Here is an 18,375-nt window from a genome sequence, read left to right on the forward strand (position 1 = left end):
TAAGGAATGCAAATATCTAGCGACAAGATTTTAAATAAAATGGCGAATGAAATTGCAAAGGCAAAAAGTAGTGAAGGGCAAAAGTCTAAAGAACATTTATTAGTTGTGCGAGCATTATGTGATTTATTATTAGATGAACAAGTTGAATCCCATACTTATAGAGAACCACAAGTTCAATCACAAATAATCGGATCTCAGCCTATGACAACAGTTCAGCCGGTGATGCCGATTTCTGGAGAGCCAGTATATATAAAAGAAGATGATGCAAACGGTAACTCTTTATTGGACTTTTAAAAGCACAATCGTTTGGCTTATATGAAAAAATTGCTTATGATAAAAGTAAAAAAGGGGAATTAAGATGAAAATTTTCTTTTTACTAGGTTGCATTGCAGCGGGATTATCCGTTGCATTAGGGGCTTTTGGAGCACATGGTTTAGAAAATAAAATTTCTGCAAAAATGTTAGAAGTGTGGAAGACGGGCGTTACATATCAAATGTTTCATGCAGGGGGCTTATTTGTAGTTGCTTTATTAATGGACAAAATGCAATCATCACTTTTAAGCGCTGCGGGTTGGTTTATGGTAGCTGGGATTATTATGTTCTCAGGCAGTCTTTATGCATTAAGTACAACAGGTATTAAATTCTTTGGCCCAATTACACCTCTCGGTGGTGTAGCGTTTATTGTGGCGTGGATTTTAGTCGGAACTGCAGTTGTAAAAGGGTTATAAAAAACAAAAGCTGGCATTTGCCAGCTTTTTTTTATGGTCTTGGAGCATAAGTTGCTTGTTGGCTAGGTAAATACGCAATTTCTCCTGGGAATTCTACATAATCTAAGTAAATCATTAGTAGCAAATAGCGCTTTCCAGATTTCGGCTCACTAATTACGATATGATCACGGCCAGCTGCCTCGATGATCCCTGTATAAGATTGTGTACCAAGCGAACTACCACGTTCATAAGTCATTACAACTGTAGCCGGCTTGCCTTTGTTTAAACGAAGGATGTTTTCAATATACGATTGCTCTAGTGGTAACATACCTTGAGAAACTGCAAGTTGAGCCTGAGCAGCTTGTTGTTGCATCGCTTGCTGCTGTTGCTGTTGTTGTGCAGTCATTTGTTGCGGTTGTACATAAGTTCCAGATGGTTGATAAAAACCTGTTCCGTAGTATGGGTTTTGTTGCTGTGCCATTCAAAAATCCCTCCTCATTTTCATTCCTTAATATACGCCAGGACAATCTTCTCCAGATGGTTGAAAGAAGCAATGCTTTTTAAAACGTCCAGAATTTTGTTGGTCATACCAAGTTGGCGGGCAAGGACCTTCAGGTCTAAAGAACCATAAGGCAAAATTGGCGGGCCAAAAACGTTGTCCTTGAATGGTCCGTCTTGCTAATGCGATATCTTGCTCTCTCGCTCGCTGATAAAAATACCCTTTTTGAGTTGCCTCAAAACCACCAGGATTTTGATAAACCATTTGACGTAAATTACGTATTTTTTTAAAATCTAAACAATTTCCGCGGACACGATTTACCCCAACGTTTCCGACCATTAACATTCCTTGTTGCCCTTCTCCTTCGGCTTCAGCACGCATCAGTCTAGCTAATAACTTTACATCTTCTTCGTTATAAGCAATAACACCCATTATGTGTCACCTCTCTTTTTGGAATACCCTTTGGGAAGAGGTTTTTTCTAGATGAAGTGTGGAACAATTACTAGTTCATACGTATGAGAAAAAGGACTCGGATATGACAACCAAACGAAGTTTTACATTGAGAGAGGAAAATAAAAAAGCTAGCGTGTGCTAGCTTTTTATCATTAAAATATTTTGGACCATAAGTTTGAGAAGAAATCACCAACGGAACGCATTGTTAATACGAACCAATTTGCTTTTGCTACTTCTTCTGTCGTTTTTGCAGCAACTTTCATACTTTTAGTTCCATCTAAAAATCCGTATTTATCAGTTGGTTCTAAAACGATGGAACCGACCTTTGCATCTTTCTTAATAGGAGCAACTAAATGTCCATCTTCAGCGAGTGACTTATCCGCTTCGGTAGAAATTTTGTAAGGTGCTTTGCTACCTTTTGCGGTAACTACTGTCACTTCTTTTTCTGGTGTAACTGTTACGTAGTCTTCTTTACCTTTTACTACAGAAATTTTGTTATTTTTATCTATTTTTAATTTCTGTTTTTCGAAGCTATTAAACCCATATTCAATTAATGCACGAGATTCTGTGAAACGCTCATCCATTGATTTTGTTTTAATAATAACTGAAATAAGGCGTAAATCACCACGTTTTGCTGTAATAGTGAATCCATATCCAGCAGTATCAGAACTTCCTGTTTTTAAACCATCTGCTCCTTCATAAGCGAAAGCAGCACCTGGTAACATCCAGTTCCAGTTTTCCATACGAATTGGTTTCGGATGATTATCTGGGAAGTTTCTAAATCTTTGTTTTGTATCCTCTAGCATTTCTGGATACTTTGTAATAATTGTTTTTGAAAGAATACCCATATCGCGAGCTGACATAGAGTTTTCTCCATTCGGATCAGTTCCTTCAGGATGTTTCCCTTTTAAATCAGCGTTATTCAACCCAGTAGCGTTTACAAATTTATATTTCTTTAACCCTAGTTTTTTTGCATGTTCATTTGCAAGATTTAAGAAGTTTTTCTCACTGCCTGCAAGTAATTCTGCTAAAGCAATACTAGATCCATTCGCAGAGAAGATAACGATAGAATGATATAATTCTCTTACAGTATATTGGCGTCCCTTTTCGAACGGTACGTTAGAGAATTCATTATTACGTGAAACTTCATAAGCGTAATCAGAAATGTTTACTTTCGTATCCCAAGTGATTTTTCCTTCTTTAATTGCTTCTAATACGGCATAAACAACAATTAATTTTGACATACTAGCGATAGCTAGTAATTCATCTGGATTTTGTTCATGCAGTATTTTTCCTGTATCTGCATCAAATAGAAGTGCAGCAGCTGCCTCTATATGTATTTTTTCTTCCGCATGGGATGTTGTTACTCCTAAGGAAGAAATTGACAATAGAAACACTAGTAAAATAGACAAGATTTTCTTCATATACATTATCACCTTCGCATCGTTATTAGCATATAGCTCGTACCATTTTAGCATAAATTTGGATGTGAAAAGGTTACAATCTTACAAGAAATTTGAAAAGAATTTGTCGATTTTTGTTCAAATTTGCAGAGAAAAGGAGTTTTTTGAGAAGAAATATAGAGGATAATAAAAAAAGGAACGAAATTCGTTCCTTTTTCATTATTATATGTGTAAAAATTTCTCTACTTTTTCGTCTGGTAAAATGTTCCCAACGAAGAATGTACCGAATTCACCGTAACGAGCACTTACTTCATCGAAGCGCATTTCATATATAAGCTTCTTAAATTGAAGAACATCGTCAGCGAATAATGTTACGCCCCACTCGAAATCGTCGAATCCGACTGATCCTGAAATTACTTGGCGTACTTTCCCTGCGTATTGGCGACCGATTTTACTGTGACTGTACATCATTTTTTTACGTTCTTCCATAGGAAGCATGTACCAGTTGTCATTACCTTGGCGACGCTTATCCATTGGATAGAAGCAAATATGATTTGCTTTTGGTAACTCAGGATATAAGCGAGCTAAGATTTGTGGGTTTTGGTATGGATCTTCATCAGCTGGAAGGTAGTTGCTTAGTTCAACAACAGATACGTAAGAATATGCAGGAACTAAATATTCAGCTAATGTTGTTTTATTTAATTCTGTTTCGATTTCATTTAATTCTTCCATTGTTGGACGTAAGATCATCAGCATAATATCTGCTTTTTGACCAACAACTGTATACATTGCATGACTGCCTTTTTTCGCAGCAGCTACTTCGTTCCATTTTTCAATGACATTTAAAAATTCAGACACTGCTTGTCCGCGTTCGTCACTAGATAATGTTTTCCATGCTGCCCAATCAATAGAACGTAAATCATGTAAACAATACCAGCCATCTAACGTTGTTGTTGCTTCACTCATTCTATTCACCTCAGTTAATGATATTTTACACGTTAACTATAGCATATATAGTTTTAAAATCATCTATATAAAGTTTCGGCACATAAAAATGTCACATTTATATTTATTAGAAAACGGGAGAAAATAAGGCTTAAGTAGGACATATTTTTCGGCTGAATTTTATGAAAATATAATCATTTTTATTTTATCTATTTTTTGGGAGCTATAAGTTTAAAATATAGAAGAAAAGCAGTATTCTTAAAGATAGAGTTTTTTTAACATATGTAGGAGGGTTTATTCGTGAGCAACTTATTTACAACAGTAAAAGAAAAAGTTCAAGGAAAAGGCATTTCTATCGTACTTCCTGAAGGAACTGATGAAAGAATTTTAGGCGCTGCAGAGCGTTTAGCAAAAGAAGAGTTAGTAAAACCAATCTTAGTTGGTAATAAAGAAGAAATTAGCGCAAAAGCTGCTAGCATGAATTTAACATTAGCAGGCGTTGATATTTATGACCCAGCTACATATGAAGAAATGGATGCAATGGTAGCATCTTTCGTTGAACGCCGTAAAGGTAAAGCAACAGAAGAAGATGCTCGCAAAGTCCTTAAAGACGAAAACTACTTCGGTACAATGCTTGTATACATGGGCAAAGCACAAGGTTTAGTAAGTGGTGCAGCTCACTCTACAGCTGATACAGTTCGTCCAGCACTTCAAATTATTAAAACAAAACCAGGCGTTACAAAAACTTCAGGCGTATTCATCATGGTACGTGAAGAAGAGAAGTATGTATTCGCTGATTGCGCAATTAACATTGCACCAAACAGCCAAGATTTAGCTGAAATTGGTATCGAAAGTGCGAAAACTGCTGAACTATTCGGCATTGACCCACGCGTTGCTATGTTAAGCTTCTCTACAAAAGGTTCTGCGAAATCTCCAGAAACAGAAAAAGTTGTAGAAGCAACTCGCATTGCGAAAGAAATGGCTCCTGAATTAACTTTAGATGGAGAATTCCAATTCGATGCTGCATTCGTACCATCTGTAGCTGAGAAGAAAGCTCCAGGTTCTACAATTAAAGGTGATGCTAACGTATTCGTATTCCCAAGCCTAGAAGCTGGTAATATTGGCTACAAAATCGCTCAACGCTTAGGTAACTTCGAAGCAGTAGGACCAATCTTACAAGGTTTAAACATGCCTGTAAATGACCTATCTCGTGGATGTAACGAAGAAGAAGTGTACAAGTTAGCTTTAATTACGGCAGCTCAAGCACTTTAATTCTGTAATGAATTAGTATGAAAAAAGACCACCCTATTTCTTTTGAAATGTGGGTGGTCTTTTTTATTTTTCTAAACCAAGTGCCTTATTGTTGCGATCAATAATACGTTGTAAATTCGTCTCGTATAAAGGAATTTCATCTACTGTTAGTTGAGATGGTGTTAACTTTGGAGCGAATTGTTGCAGCGTTTTTAAAAGGCGCATCATTAAATCTTGTACTGTAATTGTTTCGCCAAGTAATTCAGAGAGTGAAGCCATCGTACTCGGTACAATTTCAGGGTACGTAAATCGCGTTTCTTCTCTTTGAATTGCTACGTTGTAGAAATCACGAACGAGTGCGGCACGCTCAGAACCGCTTCCTGTCGCACATAAGTAAATTTGTACAGCAACGCCACCGCGAATACGGCGCTGTGAAATACCAGCGAATTTTTGATTACGAATACTTAAATCATAGCTACCAGGACAGTAAGAACCAACAATTTCTTTTGCCTCGATAGTAACATCGTAATCTTTTAACATTTCCTTAATTAAATGCCACATCGTATCGTACCCAAGATCAATATCGATACCTTTTTCTGTTTCTTGGAATAAAAGTGATACGTTTAAAACACCTTCATCAAGTCCGACCGCAAGTCCGCCGGAATTACGAACGATAACATTGAAGTTGTTTTCTTTTAAAAAGGAAATACCTTCTTCTAAATGTGGTAGGCGCGAATCTTGAATGCCAAGAACAATTGTATTGTGATGAACCCAAGAACGCATTGTTGCAGCGGATTGACCTTTTCCGATGCTTGTACATAAAGTGTCATCCATTGCGAATGACTGAAGTGCATGGAATGTTGGTCCTAAACTAGACTGATCCACAATACGCCACTCTGGCTGAGATAAAATCGAACGGGAATTGCTCATATAACTAACCCCTTATCTTTAAAATGACAATCTCTATTATAGCAAAAAATAAAAAAAGGAGTTTTACTGCCCACAAATAGCAGGATAAAGGGGGATTTTGAAGTGAAAGAATAAAAAGGATGCATTGCATGCATCCTTTTTATTCTGCAATTTTTTCTAAATTACCGTTTCGATCCATTCGGAAAGAGGTTTGGGGACGTTCCTCATCATCCATTACTGCCAATTTACGAGCTCGGTTCATAATATTCATAAGTGTTTCGTAATCTTCTTGTACAGTATGAGATTGTTGTTCTAATTTTTCTAGTTTCTTTTCTAGTTCTTCATTTCGCAAGATTTGCGCTTTAATTTCTTGTTTCAATCTCGTATTCTCGTTTTCAAGAGCTGTTATTTTTATATTTGAAGATCCAACTGTTTGTAAAAAGTAAATAACATCTTGCATTGTTATTGAGCTTTTTGGAGCAGGGACAGTCGGCTCTTGATATGGAATAGCTTCTTTATATTGAACAGCTGTTTCGTATGGTACTAGTTCTTCATAATCATCTACCGCTTCTGAAGCTGGTGGTGTATAAAGTAGGCGTTTTTTTGCCTGTTCGCCGCTTGCAGCACGCATTTTATCTTTACGATGTTTTTTTGCTAGTTGAAGAGCCTGCTCATAACTATAACGAACGACAGCGTTCCAGCGGAAACCACAAGCAGCGGATGTGCGGTTTAACTGATCTCCTACTTCTTCAAATGCATTCAATTGGGTACTTCCTTCTCGAACATGGCGAAGCACCGTTTCAGCAAGTAATAAATCGTCCTCGTCTGTCCAAGCATCTTGTCTTACTTTCATAGATTCAACTCCCTTTCTTTTTATGAACTTCCTATTTTTATAATGGGCAAAAAAAAAAGCTTTTATACAAAGCTTTTAAAAATATGGTAGATTTCGATGAAGAGAAGAAATTTTTGCTATGAATGGTGGAAGCTTTTGAAGGAGAAAATATAAATAATATGTAGCCTTATATAGGAATAGAGCTATGTTCGGAGACTTGCAACAAGCTTCAAAGAGCGGTAAAATACCATTTAGTGTTTATTTTTAAATGTACTTGTGAAAAGTTTAAAATAGAGGAAGTGTTATATATAATGGGAAACGAATTTCGTGTGTGCGATGATTGTCAGGCGACGAACGTTAAAACGCTGATTCCGAAGTTAAAAAAAGTAGATTCATGTGCAACGATTGAGGTTGCATGTCAGTCTTACTGTGGCCCTGGTCGTAAAAAATCATTCGCGTTTGTAAATAATCGTCCAGTTGCGGCTCCAACAGAAGACGAATTAATTGTAAAAATTGAAGCAAAGTTAAATAAGTAAGAAGAAGAAGAGTGAATAGATTACTCTTCTTTTTTATGTCCATAAGATAGCGCTTTGTATGGATTCGTATTTCAAAATAATGGTTGACAGCCTTTTGAAGCGGTAGGTAAAATAGAAAGTGTCTGATTCTGAGAATCATTATCAGGAAAATATCAATTCATCTAATTTTTTTATTACTATTTGAGAATAAATTTCATTTTATTAAATATATGTTGTTGGCTAGGATGGTTGAGGGATGGAAGCGAGCGCAAGGAGTATAGAACAGCAAGATGTGAATGTTAAAGAGATTAAGAGCAGACCGCTCGTTGCCTCTATTATTTTAATAGCAGGCACAATTTTGTTAGCTTTAAGCATGGCAGTTTCTATTTCGTTTGGTGCTGCAGATATTAGTTTAAAGACCGTTTGGCAAGCTGTATTTCAGTTTGATGGGTCTATAACGCATCATAACGTAATTCAAGAACTTCGCATGCCTAGGGCGATAGGGGGCGTAGTTGCAGGTGCCTTTTTAGCGGTATCAGGAGCAATTATGCAAGGGATGACACGGAATCCACTTGCATCACCATCGTTAATGGGGATTACAGATGGTGCTGTATTCGGGATTGCAATTATGTATGCATTCTTCCCTAATTCACCTTATTTAATGTTTGTTATCGCATCTTTTATTGGAGCTGCGTTTGGAGCAAGCATTGTATATGGTATTGGGTCTTCTTCACCAGGTGGATTAACACCTGTGAAATTAGCTTTAGCTGGAGCTGCAATTAGTGCTTTATTAGGGGCAATTTCATCTGGAATTGCATTGTACTTCAATCTTGCCCAAGAGGTGAGTATGTGGAATGCAGGCGGCGTTGCCGGAGTGAAATGGCAAAGTATTAATATGTTAGTACCGATTGGTCTTGTTTGTCTCATTATAGCAATTATGATGTCGAGATATATTACCATTTTAAGCTTTGGTGAAGAAATTGCGATTGGGCTAGGTCAAAATACTACATTAATTAAATTCATTGGAACAGTACTTGTTCTTGTATTAACGGGTTCTGCGGTTTCTATGGCAGGATCGGTTGGATTTGTTGGTCTTGTAATTCCACACATGACTCGTTTCCTTGTAGGCTCAGATTATAGATGGGTTATTCCATGTTCTGCGGTCTTAGGTGGATTGTTAATTGAATGTGCAGATATGTTATCTCGCGTTATTAATCCACCATTTGAAACGCCAATTGGAGCAATTACAGCGCTAATTGGAGTTCCATTCTTCCTCTACTTAGCACGTAACGAAGGGAGAGGGAAAATGTGAGGACGAGCGTCTTAACAAAAAAGAACGTTTCTATTTTAACGATTTTAGTAGGATTAATCGTTGCTGTATTTTTAGTAAGCTTAAATACAGGAACATTTAAAATACCTCCGATGGATGTATTAAAGTCATTGGTTGGATTAGGTGCAGAAGATCAATCTGTTATTTTATTTGAATTTCGTATGCCACGTATGGTTATTGCTATATTAGTTGGTTCTGCACTAGCTATGTCAGGTGCAATTTTGCAAGGGTTATCACGAAACCCACTTGCTGATCCAGGTATTATTGGTATTAACGCTGGAGCGGGATTAACAGTTGTTGTATTCGTCTACTTTTTCTTCGGAAAAGTTGGAACAGGTACACTTTTATCTGTATTTATCCTTCCATTCTTCGCACTAGTTGGGGCGATATTGGCAGCGGTTATTATTTATTTACTAGCATGGAAAGACGGCGTTTCATCAACTCGATTAATTCTTGTTGGTATCGCTGTTGCAGCCGGATTTGGTGCTGTTAGTTTAATTTTTTCTATGAAGATGACATCTAACGACTTCCGTTTTGCAACGATTTGGTTGGCAGGAAGTTTATGGGGAACAGATTGGAAGTTCGTATTAAGTGTACTCCCATGGATGCTTATTTTCTTACCACTTGCCATTAGTAAAGCGCACATATTAAATGTAATGAATTTAGGCGACTCTACAGCAGTTGGCCTTGGTGTAAATGTAGAAAAGGAAAGACGTAAATTATTATTTATTGCAGTTTGTTTAGCTGGTGCATCTGTTGCAGTGGCGGGCGGAATCGGTTTTATCGGTTTAATGGCTCCTCATTTAGCGAGACGCCTTGTTGGTGGTAAACATCAAATTATGTTACCAACGGCTGCATTAATAGGAACGTTCTTACTTTTATTTGCAGATGTAATTTCAAGAAGTGTGTTACCAACTTCAGAAATACCGGTCGGACTTGTTATTTCTGTAATTGGCGCACCATATTTCATATATTTACTTATGAGGACAAAATAAAGGGAGGCTTTTTGTATGGCAACTTTAGCAGTTGATGCGGTATCTGTTGGCTATAATGAAGGGTTAATTATAGATGGATTAACAGTTGAAATTCCGGAAGGGCAAATTACAACGATTATTGGACCAAATGGTTGTGGGAAATCTACATTATTAAAAACGGCTTCTCGTATTTTGAAAGCAAAACGAGGTACTGTTTATCTTGATGGAAAAGCAATTGAGAAACAGCCAACGAAAGAAATCGCAAAGAAAATGGCGATTTTACCACAAACTGCAGAAGTGCCAACAGGCCTTACTGTGTTTGAACTTGTTTCATATGGACGTTTTCCTCATCAAAAAGGATTTGGAACATTGAAAGAAGAGGATTATCGCTACATTCATTGGGCACTTGAAGTGACGGGGATGACAGAATTCGCAAATCGTCCAGCAGAAGCTTTATCAGGTGGGCAGCGTCAACGTGTATGGATTGCGATGGCTCTTGCACAAGGAACAGATTTACTTGTGTTAGATGAACCAACAACATACTTAGATATGGCTCATCAACTTGAGGTATTAAACTTACTGAAGAAGTTAAACAAAGAAGAAGGCAGAACGATTGTGATGGTTATTCACGATTTAAATCATGCTTCTCGTTTCTCTGATCATATGATTGCATTAAAAGCAGGTAAGTTAATGAAACAAGGAACGCCAGATGAAGTTATGACGAGTGAAACACTTCGTAACGTATTTGAGATTGAAGCGCAAATCGTTCCATGCCCAGTAAATTGTAAACCAATTTGCTTAACATATGATTTAGCGATGATTAATAATCAATTGCGTAAAAAAGCATAAGTAGCCCCCTCTTAAAGAGGGGGACTTCTAATGGACGTTGAGCTTCTTATTGATAGGTGAGAAGTTGAACGCCCGTTAGAACGGGCTATAAACAGCAATTAATAAATATATATTAATTAAATGTTGTTTTCGTTTCTTATAGTTACATGCAAATTATAAGAGAAATACAGCTAGAAGGAGTGGGAATATGAAGAGTTTTAAAATGGCACTATTAGCAATGGTACTAGTTGTTACTTCTGTACTATTTGCAGCTTGTTCTAACAAAGAAGAAGAGAAGAAAGCAGATGCGAAGGTTGAAGAGCGCACTGTACAGCATGCAAAAGGGGAAATTAAAATTCCTGCAAATCCAAAGAAAATTGCTGACCTTAGTGGTTCAACAGAAGAATTATTAATTTTCGGTATGAAACCGATTATTACTGCAAATACAACACAAGAAAAAATTGATGGACATATTGCAAAGAAATTAGAAGGTGTGAAACCAGTAGGTTCTGCTTGGGGCGATAAAATTAACATCGAAGCAGTAGCTGCCGCAAAACCAGACTTAATTCTTGTAAACAATCGTCAAGAAAAGATTTATGATCAATTATCTAAAATTGCACCAACAGTTATGTTAAAAACTCCATTAGACCAATGGCGTCCAAAATTCGAAGAAGTAGGTCAAATCTTCGGTAAAGAGAAAGAAACAAAAGAATGGTTCAAACAGTACGATGAAAAAGCAAGCAAATTACATGACAAAATCATCGCTAAAACTGGTGATGCAACATTCATGAAAATGGCTGCATATCCAAATGCTTTCCGCGTATACGGTGACTACGGTTACGGTAGCGTAATCTTTAATGACTTAAAGTTACCAGCAGTTAAAGGTACACCAACTGATAAACCGCTAGTACAAGTACAAAAAGAAGCTTTAATCGATTACAACCCAGATTACTTATTCGTATTTACAACTGGTGACGGTTCTCAGCGTCTAAAAGAATTCCAAGAAGAATCAATTTGGAAAAATATGAACGCTGTTAAAAACAATCACGTATTCACAATTAGCAATGAAGACCTAAACAAAGGATACTTCCCACTAGGTAAAGAAATGATCTTAGACGAAGTTGCTGAGTTTGTTTTAGGAAAATAATATATAAAGAAAAATCACTTTTACGTCGGTAAGAGTGATTTTTCTTTATATAACAGGAATTAATATAGTCTTTCATTTCTTTCTGTTTCTTATTTCGTTTATAATATAAAGTAAGAATGTAGTAAAGGAAGGGGGATGTCGGAAGGTGGTATATTTAAACGACAAACTCAGCGAAACAAAAGTGTTTAAAGACCCAGTACATAAATATGTGCATGTGCGCGATCGCGTTATTTGGGATTTAATCGGAACGAAAGAATTTCAACGCTTGCGCCGTATAAAGCAGCTTGGAACGACATTTTTTACATTTCACGGTGCAGAGCATAGTCGCTTTACTCATTCGTTAGGTGTATATGAAATTATTCGTCGTATGATTGATGATGTGTTTGATGGCAGACCGAACTGGAATGCTGAAGATAGATTATTATGTTTATGTGCGGCATTACTTCATGATGTCGGTCACGGTCCATTTTCTCACTCGTTTGAAAAAGTATTTTCGTTAGACCATGAGAAATTTACCCAAAAGATTATCGTTGGTGATACGGAAATTAATCGTGTGTTAAGCCGTGTTGATAAGGATTTCCCGCAAAAGGTAGCAGATGTCATTGCGAAAACATCTACTAATAAATTAGCGATTAGTATGATTTCAAGCCAGATTGATGCTGATCGTATGGATTATTTATTAAGAGATGCATATTTTACTGGTGTAAAGTACGGGAACTTTGATATGGAACGTATACTGCGTGTCATGCGCCCATACGGTAATCAAGTTGTCATTAAAAATAGTGGTATGCATGCTGTAGAGCATTATATTATGAGCCGTTATCAAATGTATTGGCAAGTATATTTCCATCCGGTAACACGTAGTGCAGAAGTTATTTTAACGAAGATTTTACACCGAGCTAAATCACTGCATGAGAAGTATTATGCGTTTAAAAATCATCCTGTTCATTTCTATTCTTTATTTGAAGAAGAGGTAACAGTAGAGGATTATTTAAAGTTAGACGAGAACGTAATGTATTATTACTTCCAAGTATGGCAAGACGAAGAAGATCCGATTTTAAGTGACTTATGCCGCCGCTTTATGAACAGAAATCTATTTAAATATGTAGAGTTTACTGATAAGCACGGTTTAGATAATTGGATGGAATTAAGTAGCTTATTTAAAAAGATTGGACTCGATCCAGAGTATTATTTAGTTGTTGATTCAACATCAGACTTACCGTATGACTTTTATCGTGCAGGAGAAGAAGAAGAACGTCTACCAATCTTACTTCTTATGCCGAATGGGGAACTTAGAGAGCTTTCGCGTGAATCGGATATTGTTGAGGCGATTACAGGTAAGAAGCGAACGGATCAAAAACTATTCTATCCGCATGATTTAATCTATGAAGATGGAAGAAGAGGAAAATATAAAGAGAGAATTATCGAGTTGTTAGAGGGAAAGAAATAAGAAGCAGCTAAGAGCTGCTTCTTATGAAAAAATTTGAGATTATTTGTCGCTTAAGCGTTTTCCGCCAACTGCATAATGGTTTTTAGACATTTCTTCGATGAAAACAACGATGTTTTCTTCAGGAGCACCAGTTGTTTCGCTTACTGCTGCTGTTACTTTCTCAGCAAGAGCTTTCTTTTGTTCTTCTGTGCGTCCTTCTAGCATTTTCACTGTTACGTATGGCATGTACAATCGCTCCTTTTATGTAAGTTACACTCTTATTATAGCGGATTATGGGGAAGAACAATCGAAAAAACAAATAATTTCTTTTTTTGACATATTGAAGAGGAGTTGAGTTATGGATCAGTTATTTAGATATCCGTTGCAACAAATTCCATTGGTAGCAATGGCGATTATTATTGCATTATCTGTGCATGAATTTGCACATGCGTATGTTGCATATAAATTTGGAGACGATACAGCAAAAAAACAAGGACGTTTAACGTTATCACCGATGGCTCATTTAGATCCTATCGGTATGATTGCTGTATTAATTCTCGGATTCGGTTGGGCAAGACCAGTACCTGTTAATCCGTATAACTTTAAAAGACCGCGTCTGGCGGGAATATTAGTTTCTATTGCGGGACCGATAAGTAATTTAATTTTAAGTGCAATTGGTTTAATAATTTGGTATAGCTTAATAACGTTTGGTGTGTTAGATGCGATTCCACCTGCAGTAGCAGATACGCTGGGTCAATTCTTCCAGATTTTTATTATGCTTAATATTGTTTTACTTGTATTTAACTTATTACCAATCCCGCCACTTGATGGTTATCGCGTTGTGGAAGATTTAGCACCAGCAAATATTCGTGCGAAAATGACACAGTATGAAAAGTATGGAGCAATTGCGTTATTAATTCTTGTTATTACACCGCTTAGCAATTACACAATTCAACCTATTTTCAATGTTGTTATTCCATATGTATTAGTGTTTTTACAAAGTATCATTGCGCCTATTTTCGGGCTCCTATAATTATTAAGCGAGGAGGAATTTACATATGACAGAGAAAAAGAAAAAAATCGGTTTTAATATCGTGAAGAATGACTCAACAGATGGACATGGTGGTTTTGGTGTTGGGGCATTAAGCCTAGAAAATATTTCCCCTGTATTTGTTGATGTATTAGAGAAAACTGCGTTCGTTGATATCGGTGCGATGCATGCGCGTAGTACAGTAGAAAAAGGTATTAAATTTTTAACAAATAAAGATGAAGTTCCAAACGGAAAACCATTTTGGCTTGTTTGGGTAACGATTGAAAGAACACCAAACGGTGCATATTACGCAGGTGTAACTGCTTGTGAAATGACAGTTGATCGTGAAATTCGCCGCGGATATAAATCACTTCCAGAGCATGTAAACAAAATGGATAAATCATTAAAGCGTCACATCATGATCGATCATATGGATGAATCATCTAAAAAAGTACTTGGTACATTCTTAAAAGAGCATAATGAAGCAATTTGGAACGAATCTAGTGAAGAATTGCGCCGTGCATTACGAGGTGAATAAAAGAAAAGGATGTCCCGTAAGTCGAGTTTTTGACTAGGTGACATCCTTTTTATTTAGTGACTAGGACCATGGTATATGAAAATATATCAACGATTCGCCAAGGAATATCGATTTACCGACAATGAATGACAATAGCCTTCTTTCTTACCACGGGAGATATTTTTTCCACCAGCCCGTCTTTTTCTTCTCTTCACTAGCCTTGTCGAATTCTTCTTTATCATCAACGTGATCCATACAATACTCTGTTGGCTCTGTACCTTTTGCGAAATACATTTTAACTGAAATTGGACAGTTCTTTGTAGCGATCTTGCCGTTTTCTGGGTTAACGTCGACAGCAACAACATCTGTTGGTTGTTTGAACTCTTTTTTAGGCTGTCCATCCAATCCTTTTTCCATTGTATCTGTCCATATTTTTTTCGCGTATCCTTGTTCTGCTACATTTGAAATGGATTTAGGTTGATCATATCCAACCCATACACCAGTTACGAGCTGTGGGGTAAATCCAATCATCCAACTATCAGTTTCAGTAGAACCAGACTTTCCGGCATATGTTCTTGATAGCTTTGATAACATCGATTGCCCAGTTACAGCGGCATAGCTGCTTAGTTTTTTATTAAACATACCAGTCATCATCTCTTCCATCACAAACGCTTTGCTTTTATCGAGAACTTGTTTACTCTCCAAATGGGCATCGTATAACATGTTCCCTTCATGATCCATAATGCGGCGAATAAATATAGGTTTTATTTCTTTTCCACCATTTGCGAACATGCTATAAGCATTCACCATTTCAATCGGTTTTACAGGAGACGTACCGAGAGCTAGAGAAGGCACATCTTTTAATGCACTCGTAATTCCGAATTGCTTCGCAGTTTTCGCGAGAGTGTCATCTCCCAAAAACAAATTCGTTTTCACGGCATATATGTTATCAGAGACTGCGAGAGCTTGTGCCATAGTTACGAAATCATCTGCATAATAATCTTTATAGTTTTTCGGTTTATACTTTGAAACGCCGTCACCTAAAGTGAATACAGTGTATTCGCTTTTTAAGCGCGTAGCAGGGGTGAATCCCCGTTCCAAAGCTGCGTAATATAGAAATGGCTTAAATGTAGAACCGGGCTGACGAACGGCTTGTGTAGCCCGGTTAAATTGACTCGTATTATAATCAGTTCCTCCAACAAGGGCAGCCACTTCACCCGTTTTCGGATTCATAGAGACGAGAGCAGTTTGTATGTTTGTTGTGTCAGGAATATGATTTTTTACAGCTTGCTCTGCTACAGATTGTAATTTAGGGTCTAGCGTTGTATAAATACGCAAGCCACCCCGCTGTAAGGCTTGCTCATCTAATCCGATATCACGAAGAAGAGAAGCTTGTACAGCATCTTGGAAATAAGGTGCAATTTCTGCAACTTTTTTCGTATCCAATGAGGCAAAAGTAAGTGTTTCTTTTTTTGCTGAGGCAGCTTGCTGTTTTGTAATATAACCTTGCTCTACCATTTCATCTAGTATGAGAGACTGACGCCCTTTAGCACGCTCTTCTTTAAAAAAGGGAGAATAGAAGCTAGGTCCTTTCGGAATACCTGCGAGCATACTAGCCTCTGCTAATGTTAATTCTTTTGCAGTTTTATCAAAATACAGGCGAGAAGCAGCTTCGATTCCGTAAGCACCATGCCCGTAATAAATTGTATTTAAATATCCTTCTAAAATATGATTTTTATTGTAGTTTACTTCAAGACGAACGGTATACATTGCTTCTAATAGTTTACGTTTCCACGTTTTATCATGATCTAAGTATAGGTTACGAGCATACTGTTGTGTAATAGTACTAGCACCTTGTACTTTTGCCATTGCTTTTAAATCGGCAACAATGGCACCAACAATGCGCTTCATATCAAAGCCATGATGTTTGTAGAATCGTTGATCTTCAATAGATAGTGTCGCCTCTTTTACATAAGGAGAAATTTTATCAAGAGATACATTATAGCGTTTTTGCATTTCATTACTCTGCCCTATAACAGTGTCATCATTAGCGTAAAAGACACTCGTTTGCGGAACCGCAACAGGTGGGGGTCCCATAATTTTTGCAGCTATAATGATAATGAAAAAGGAAAAAACGAAAAAAAGAATACAAGAAAACATTACGGTGAAGAAAAGACGTTTATATTTTTTAAGTTTTGGATTCATAGTTTGATCCATCTTTTTCAGCCCCTCATTAATACAAGCATTATTGTATTAGTATTGAGGGTTTTTGTTTATTTTAAACAATGAAATTTCCAAAATAAAAAGAGCCCCTTCATTTAAGAAAGGAGCTCAAAAGCACGTGCTGGCCAATCAGTAATAATGACGTCTACGCCATAATCAATCATAGTTTGTAAATCTTTATATTCATTAATGGTGTAAGGGCGAAAAATGTATCCTTGCCCCTGTGCTAATTGGACAAACTCTTTCGTTAATAATTGAAAGTTTGGATGTAATCCAGTTGCCTCACGTTTTTTTGCTTCAGCAATTGGATCTGCAAGTGGTGTATCGTACAAAATCGCCCTTGGAATTTCTGGCGCAATTTCTGCTAATAATGAAACGGAATCATGGTTAAATGATGAAAATACAATTTGATTGGATAGATGATATTCACGAACAAGGGCAACGACCTTTTCTTCAATATTTGGATAGTGAATAACATCTGTTTTTAATTCAATGTTAAGTTGTAAATTTGTTGTAGAGAGCCAAATAAATACTTCTCGTAAAGTTGGGACTTTCGCCTCATGGAAAGAAGGGTCTTTATGGCTACCGGCATTTAAAGCTTGTAATTCTTCTACAGTTTTTTCAGAGACAAGTCCTATGCCATTTGTTGTACGATCGACGGTTTCGTCGTGAATTACGACAAGTTCACCATCTTTTGATAAATGGACATCAAGTTCAATTCCATGAGCACCAATGCGTTCGGCTTCTTGAAAGGCAATCATCGTATTCTCTGGATGTGTCCCTTTTACCCCGCGGTGAGCGAAAATAAGTGGTTTATTCATGTGAAAATCTCCTTATCATCTCTTTTTCTTCATTATGAAACTGCCTCGGGAAAAATACAATTGAATAGGACAAACATTTACAAAAGTCTAACAGTTGCATAAAAGTTAACGTTAACGTAAAATGTAATAATCAAGTGAAGGGAGGAATAAACATGTATAAAATCGATGAAGTAACAAAGCAAGTTGGTTTAACAAAGCGTACACTTCGTTATTATGAGGAAATTGGTTTAATTCATCCCCCAGAACGCAGCGAGGGGAATATTCGTCTGTATACAGATGAGGACATTGCAAGAATTAAAAAGATTGTGGAAGCGAAAGAAGTGTTAGGAATTACGCTTCAAGAAATGCAACATTTCTTATCGTTAAAAGAAAGAATGGAACAAAGAAGAAATAGTGAAAATCCTCGTGACCGTGAAGTTATTCATGAGATTAAAGAGATGCTTGAAAAACAAGTGCAAACGTTAGACGAGAAGATGGAGCAAATGCAGCGTGTGAAGGCGGAGCTAGAGGATAGTTTAAGCCGAGCGGTCACATTTTTAGAGAATACAAAAGGAGAATGAGCA

The 18,375-nt window shown here is 37.0% G+C and carries 21 protein-coding genes; 12 read left to right on the forward strand and 9 right to left on the reverse strand.

Features of this window, described 5'->3' with window-relative positions; all coding sequences use genetic code 11:
• The first annotated feature begins 6 nt into the window (after window positions 1–6).
• Window positions 7–294 carry a YwdI family protein gene (locus CDB3_RS23605; protein ID WP_097831424.1) on the forward strand — a complete coding sequence of 96 codons (288 nt, stop codon included), beginning with the start codon at window positions 7–9 and terminating at the stop codon, window positions 292–294.
• 64 nt (window positions 295–358) lie between these two features.
• Window positions 359–727, forward strand: coding sequence for a DUF423 domain-containing protein (locus CDB3_RS23610; protein WP_097831425.1), 369 nt, complete (start codon window positions 359–361; stop codon window positions 725–727).
• Between the two features lie 31 nt (window positions 728–758).
• On the opposite strand, the gene gerQ is transcribed toward CDB3_RS23610, so the two are convergent.
• The 4 genes from gerQ to hemQ form a co-directional block, all read right to left on the reverse strand.
• Window positions 759–1,187 (reverse strand): spore coat protein GerQ, encoded by a 429-nt coding sequence (gene gerQ, locus CDB3_RS23615; RefSeq protein ID WP_128856165.1) that lies wholly within the window; start codon window positions 1,185–1,187, stop codon window positions 759–761.
• A 27-nt stretch (window positions 1,188–1,214) separates the two neighbouring features.
• Window positions 1,215–1,637 carry a cell wall hydrolase CwlJ gene (gene cwlJ, locus CDB3_RS23620; protein WP_002198736.1) on the reverse strand — a complete coding sequence of 141 codons (423 nt, stop codon included), beginning with the start codon at window positions 1,635–1,637 and terminating at the stop codon, window positions 1,215–1,217.
• Between the two features lie 173 nt (window positions 1,638–1,810).
• On the reverse strand, window positions 1,811–3,088 hold the full coding sequence (locus CDB3_RS23625; protein ID WP_128856223.1) for a serine hydrolase: 1,278 nt from the start codon (window positions 3,086–3,088) through the stop codon (window positions 1,811–1,813).
• A 195-nt stretch (window positions 3,089–3,283) separates the two neighbouring features.
• Window positions 3,284–4,027: a hydrogen peroxide-dependent heme synthase gene (hemQ, locus tag CDB3_RS23630; protein ID WP_128856166.1), complete on the reverse strand. Its 744-nt coding sequence runs from the start codon at window positions 4,025–4,027 to the stop codon at window positions 3,284–3,286.
• A gap of 279 nt (window positions 4,028–4,306) precedes the next feature.
• Here hemQ and pta point away from each other — a divergent pair, with 279 nt between their 5' ends.
• Complete coding sequence (gene pta / locus CDB3_RS23635; RefSeq protein WP_128856167.1) at window positions 4,307–5,278, forward strand: phosphate acetyltransferase; 972 nt, start codon at window positions 4,307–4,309, stop codon at window positions 5,276–5,278.
• A 63-nt stretch (window positions 5,279–5,341) separates the two neighbouring features.
• On the opposite strand, the gene lipL is transcribed toward pta, so the two are convergent.
• Together lipL and CDB3_RS23645 are read right to left on the reverse strand one after the other, a co-directional pair.
• The gene (lipL, locus tag CDB3_RS23640; protein ID WP_128856168.1) at window positions 5,342–6,187 is read right to left on the reverse strand and encodes an octanoyl-[GcvH]:protein N-octanoyltransferase; all 846 of its coding nucleotides are present in this window, start codon (window positions 6,185–6,187) and stop codon (window positions 5,342–5,344) included.
• 139 nt (window positions 6,188–6,326) lie between these two features.
• On the reverse strand, window positions 6,327–7,019 hold the full coding sequence (locus CDB3_RS23645) for an RsfA family transcriptional regulator (protein WP_128856169.1): 693 nt from the start codon (window positions 7,017–7,019) through the stop codon (window positions 6,327–6,329).
• A gap of 290 nt (window positions 7,020–7,309) precedes the next feature.
• On the opposite strand from CDB3_RS23645, the gene CDB3_RS23650 reads away from it, so the two are divergent.
• The 6 genes from CDB3_RS23650 to CDB3_RS23675 all read left to right on the forward strand — a co-directional run bounded on the left by CDB3_RS23650 (window position 7,310) and on the right by CDB3_RS23675 (window position 13,242).
• On the forward strand, window positions 7,310–7,534 hold the full coding sequence (locus CDB3_RS23650) for a YuzB family protein (protein WP_000526075.1): 225 nt from the start codon (window positions 7,310–7,312) through the stop codon (window positions 7,532–7,534).
• Between the two features lie 235 nt (window positions 7,535–7,769).
• A complete protein-coding gene (locus CDB3_RS23655; protein ID WP_000388282.1) occupies window positions 7,770–8,825 on the forward strand; it encodes a FecCD family ABC transporter permease in 1,056 nt (351 codons plus the stop codon).
• Window positions 8,822–9,838, forward strand: a complete 1,017-nt coding sequence (locus CDB3_RS23660; protein ID WP_128856170.1) for a FecCD family ABC transporter permease — start codon at window positions 8,822–8,824, stop codon at window positions 9,836–9,838. Before CDB3_RS23655 ends, CDB3_RS23660 begins: the two co-directional genes overlap by 4 nt.
• Before the next feature lie 15 nt (window positions 9,839–9,853).
• Window positions 9,854–10,666 carry an ABC transporter ATP-binding protein gene (locus tag CDB3_RS23665; RefSeq protein ID WP_000212073.1) on the forward strand — a complete coding sequence of 271 codons (813 nt, stop codon included), beginning with the start codon at window positions 9,854–9,856 and terminating at the stop codon, window positions 10,664–10,666.
• Between the two features lie 187 nt (window positions 10,667–10,853).
• The gene (locus CDB3_RS23670) at window positions 10,854–11,792 is read left to right on the forward strand and encodes an ABC transporter substrate-binding protein (RefSeq protein WP_128856171.1); all 939 of its coding nucleotides are present in this window, start codon (window positions 10,854–10,856) and stop codon (window positions 11,790–11,792) included.
• A gap of 145 nt (window positions 11,793–11,937) precedes the next feature.
• Entirely contained in the window at window positions 11,938–13,242 is a 1,305-nt protein-coding gene (locus CDB3_RS23675; protein ID WP_071744032.1) for an HD domain-containing protein, read from the forward strand.
• Window positions 13,243–13,281: 39 nt separating this feature from the next.
• Here the strand turns inward: CDB3_RS23675 and CDB3_RS23680 are convergent, their stop codons facing one another.
• Window positions 13,282–13,467 (reverse strand): 2-hydroxymuconate tautomerase, encoded by a 186-nt coding sequence (locus tag CDB3_RS23680; RefSeq protein WP_001147171.1) that lies wholly within the window; start codon window positions 13,465–13,467, stop codon window positions 13,282–13,284.
• 112 nt (window positions 13,468–13,579) lie between these two features.
• Here CDB3_RS23680 and CDB3_RS23685 point away from each other — a divergent pair, with 112 nt between their 5' ends.
• Both CDB3_RS23685 and CDB3_RS23690 read left to right on the forward strand, forming a co-directional pair.
• The gene (locus tag CDB3_RS23685) at window positions 13,580–14,254 is read left to right on the forward strand and encodes a site-2 protease family protein (protein ID WP_070145628.1); all 675 of its coding nucleotides are present in this window, start codon (window positions 13,580–13,582) and stop codon (window positions 14,252–14,254) included.
• A gap of 25 nt (window positions 14,255–14,279) precedes the next feature.
• Complete coding sequence (locus CDB3_RS23690) at window positions 14,280–14,789, forward strand: YwhD family protein (protein WP_128856172.1); 510 nt, start codon at window positions 14,280–14,282, stop codon at window positions 14,787–14,789.
• A gap of 144 nt (window positions 14,790–14,933) precedes the next feature.
• Here the strand turns inward: CDB3_RS23690 and CDB3_RS23695 are convergent, their stop codons facing one another.
• The gene (locus CDB3_RS23695) at window positions 14,934–16,985 is read right to left on the reverse strand and encodes a transglycosylase domain-containing protein (RefSeq protein ID WP_128856173.1); all 2,052 of its coding nucleotides are present in this window, start codon (window positions 16,983–16,985) and stop codon (window positions 14,934–14,936) included.
• Window positions 16,986–17,086: 101 nt separating this feature from the next.
• Entirely contained in the window at window positions 17,087–17,812 is a 726-nt protein-coding gene (locus CDB3_RS23700; protein ID WP_128856174.1) for a glycerophosphodiester phosphodiesterase, read from the reverse strand.
• 152 nt (window positions 17,813–17,964) lie between these two features.
• On the opposite strand from CDB3_RS23700, the gene CDB3_RS23705 reads away from it, so the two are divergent.
• A complete protein-coding gene (locus CDB3_RS23705) occupies window positions 17,965–18,372 on the forward strand; it encodes a MerR family transcriptional regulator (protein WP_070145622.1) in 408 nt (135 codons plus the stop codon).
• Window positions 18,373–18,375 lie beyond the last annotated feature (3 nt).

Origin of the sequence: Bacillus sp. CDB3, assembly GCF_002081505.1 — a bacterium.
Lineage (GTDB): Bacteria > Bacillota > Bacilli > Bacillales > Bacillaceae_G > Bacillus_A > Bacillus_A cereus_AT.